A 2,800-nucleotide genomic window follows, 5' to 3' on the forward strand; every position below is an offset into this window, starting at 1 on the left:
GATAGTCTCGTATGCGAAATCCTGAGAAGTTTGGCGGTAACCCCGAGTACCACGGAGAATGAGAAGCTTTGTGGGAATCTGGAGGGACCATCCTCTAAGGCTAAATACGTTTCATCGACCGATAGCGCACTAGTACCGTGAGGGAAAGGTGAAAAGAACCCTTGTTAAGGGAGTGAAATAGAACCTGAAACCATTTGCTTACAAGCGGTCGGAGCACCCATGAGGTGTGACGGCGTGCCTTTTGCATAATGAGCCTGCGAGTTGCGATATGCAGCGAGGTTAAGTCATTAGACGGAGCCGTAGGGAAACCGAGTCTGAATAGGGCGTCTAGTTGTATGTTGCAGACCCGAAGCCAGTCGATCTATCCATGAGCAGGGTGAAGTAACCGTAAAAGGTTATGGAGGCCCGAACCGATATGTGTTGAAAAGCGTTCGGATGACTTGTGGATAGGGGTGAAAGGCCAATCAAGGCTGGTGATAGCTGGTTCTCTTCGAAATGCATTTAGGTGCAGCGTCTTGTGTTTGTTGCCGGGGGTAGAGCACTGAAAGGGCTAGGGGGCATACCGCTTACCGAACCCTATCAAACTCCGAATACCGGTAATTTAAGCAAGGCAGTGAGACTGCGGGTGAGAAGGTCCGTAGTCAAGAGGGTAAGAGCCCAGACCGTCGATTAAGGTCCCGGAGTGTATACTAAGTGGTTAAGGATGTGAGAATGGTTAAACAGCCAGGAGGTTGGCTTAGAAGCAGCCACCCTTTAAAGAAAGCGTAACAGCTCACTGGTCTAGTGTTCTCGCGCCGAAGATATAACGGGGCTAAGTATACCACCGAAATCACGGACTCAAGTAATTGAGTGGTAGAAGAGCATTCCGCTCAGCGTTGAAGGTGTACTGTAAGGTATGCTGGAGCGTGCGGAAGAGATAATGCAGGCATGAGTAGCGATAATATGGGTGAGAAACCCATACACCGTAAGCCTAAGGTTTCCACCGGCAGGGTAATCCGCGGTGGGTTAGTCGGTCCCTAAGGTGAGGGCGAAAGCCGTAGCTGATGGGAAACAGGTTAATATTCCTGTACCGTTCTATGACGTTTGACGATGGAGTGACGAAGAAGGTTAGATGATCCGGGCGTTGGTTGTCCCGGTTCAAGCAGGTAGGCTGAACAGATAGGCAAATCCGTTTGTTTAAGGCCGAGATGCGAGTACGAGTCCCGTAACAAGGACGAAGTCATTAATACCATGCTTCCGAGAAAAACTTCTAAGGAGTCCATAGAGCGACCGTACCGCAAACCGACACAGGTAGGCGAGGAGAGAATCCTAAGGTGTTCGAGAGAATCATGGTTAAGGAACTCGGCAAAATGTCACCGTAACTTCGGGATAAGGTGAGCTCTTTGTACGTGTAAACCTTAGCGGTTGAAGCGGAAGAGAGTGGCAGAAGAGAGGTCCAGGCGACTGTTTATCAAAAACATAGCACTCTGCAAACTGGTAACAGGAAGTATAGGGTGTGACGCCTGCCCGGTGCTGGAAGGTTAACAGGAGATGTTAGCGCAAGCGAAGCATTGAATCGAAGCCCCAGTAAACGGCGGCCGTAACTATAACGGTCCTAAGGTAGCGAAATTCCTTGTCGGGTAAGTTCCGACCTGCACGAATGGCGTAACGATCTGGACGCTGTCTCAACCATGAACTCGGCGAAATTGCAGTAGCGGTGAAAATGCCGTTTACCCGCAGCAGGACGGAAAGACCCCGTGGACCTTTACTATAGCTTGGCAATGATACTTGGTATATCATGTGTAGGATAGGTGGGAGACTGTGAAGCGTGCTCGCTAGAGTGCGTGGAGTCAACCTTGAAATACCACCCTTGATGTACTGATTATCTAACCTAGCCGGTGTGCAACCGGAGGGACATTGTCTGGCGGGTAGTTTGACTGGGGCGGTCGCCTCCGAAAGAGTAACAGAGGCGCGCGAAGGTATCCTCAAATTGGTTGGAAACCAATTGACGAGTGTAAAGGCATAAGGATGCTTGACTGCGAGACCTACAAGTCGAGCAGGTAGGAAACTAGGCCTTAGTGATCCGGTGGTTCCGCATGGAAGGGCCATCGCTCAACGGATAAAAGGTACCCCGGGGATAACAGGCTGATCTCCCCCAAGAGTTCACATCGACGGGGAGGTTTGGCACCTCGATGTCGGCTCATCACATCCTGGGGCTGTAGCAGGTCCCAAGGGTACGGCTGTTCGCCGTTTAAAGTGGTACGCGAGCTGGGTTCAGAACGTCGTGAGACAGTTCGGTCCTTATCCGCTGCGGGCGTAGGAGATTTGAGGGGGTCTGTCCCTAGTACGAGAGGACCGGGATGGACAGATCACTGGTGTTTCAATTGTCCCGCCAGGGGCACTGTTGAGTAGCCACATCTGGAACAGATAACCGCTGAAAGCATCTAAGCGGGAAACTGGCCCTAAGACGAGATCTCCCTGACGAAAGTCATTAAAGGACACATGTAGATTACATGTTTGATAGGCTGGGTGTGTAAGCGTTGTGAGGCGTTGAGCTAACCAGTACTAATAGTCCGTAAGGCTTGATATAATAAAAACCTGCTTCCCTTAATTTTAAAAGCTCATATGAAAGTCAAAACATGAAGATGTTTATAACAGTTTAACTGGAATTTATAAGAAGTTTATGGATTCCCTGGTGGCTTTAGCGGAGATACTACACCCGTTCCCATTTCGAACACGGAAGTTAAGCTCTCCAGCGCCGAGGATACTGTGTGAAGATTAACACATGGGAGAGTAGGTCGCCGCCAGGGATTTTTTACGT

2 rRNA genes (1 of these 2 only partly in view) are annotated in these 2,800 nt (G+C 50.0%); both read left to right on the forward strand.

From position 1 onward, the window contains the following. Positions 1-2,569: ribosomal RNA gene (locus tag C8D98_RS13640) — 23S ribosomal RNA — on the forward strand (it extends 338 nt beyond the left edge of the window). 101 nt (positions 2,570-2,670) lie between these two features. Continuing rightward, positions 2,671-2,789, forward strand: a 5S ribosomal RNA gene (gene rrf / locus C8D98_RS13645). The last annotated feature ends 11 nt before the right edge of the window (positions 2,790-2,800 follow it).

It is taken from the genome of Seleniivibrio woodruffii (genome assembly GCF_004339245.1).
In the GTDB taxonomy this organism is placed as follows: domain Bacteria; phylum Chrysiogenota; class Deferribacteres; order Deferribacterales; family Geovibrionaceae; genus Seleniivibrio; species Seleniivibrio woodruffii.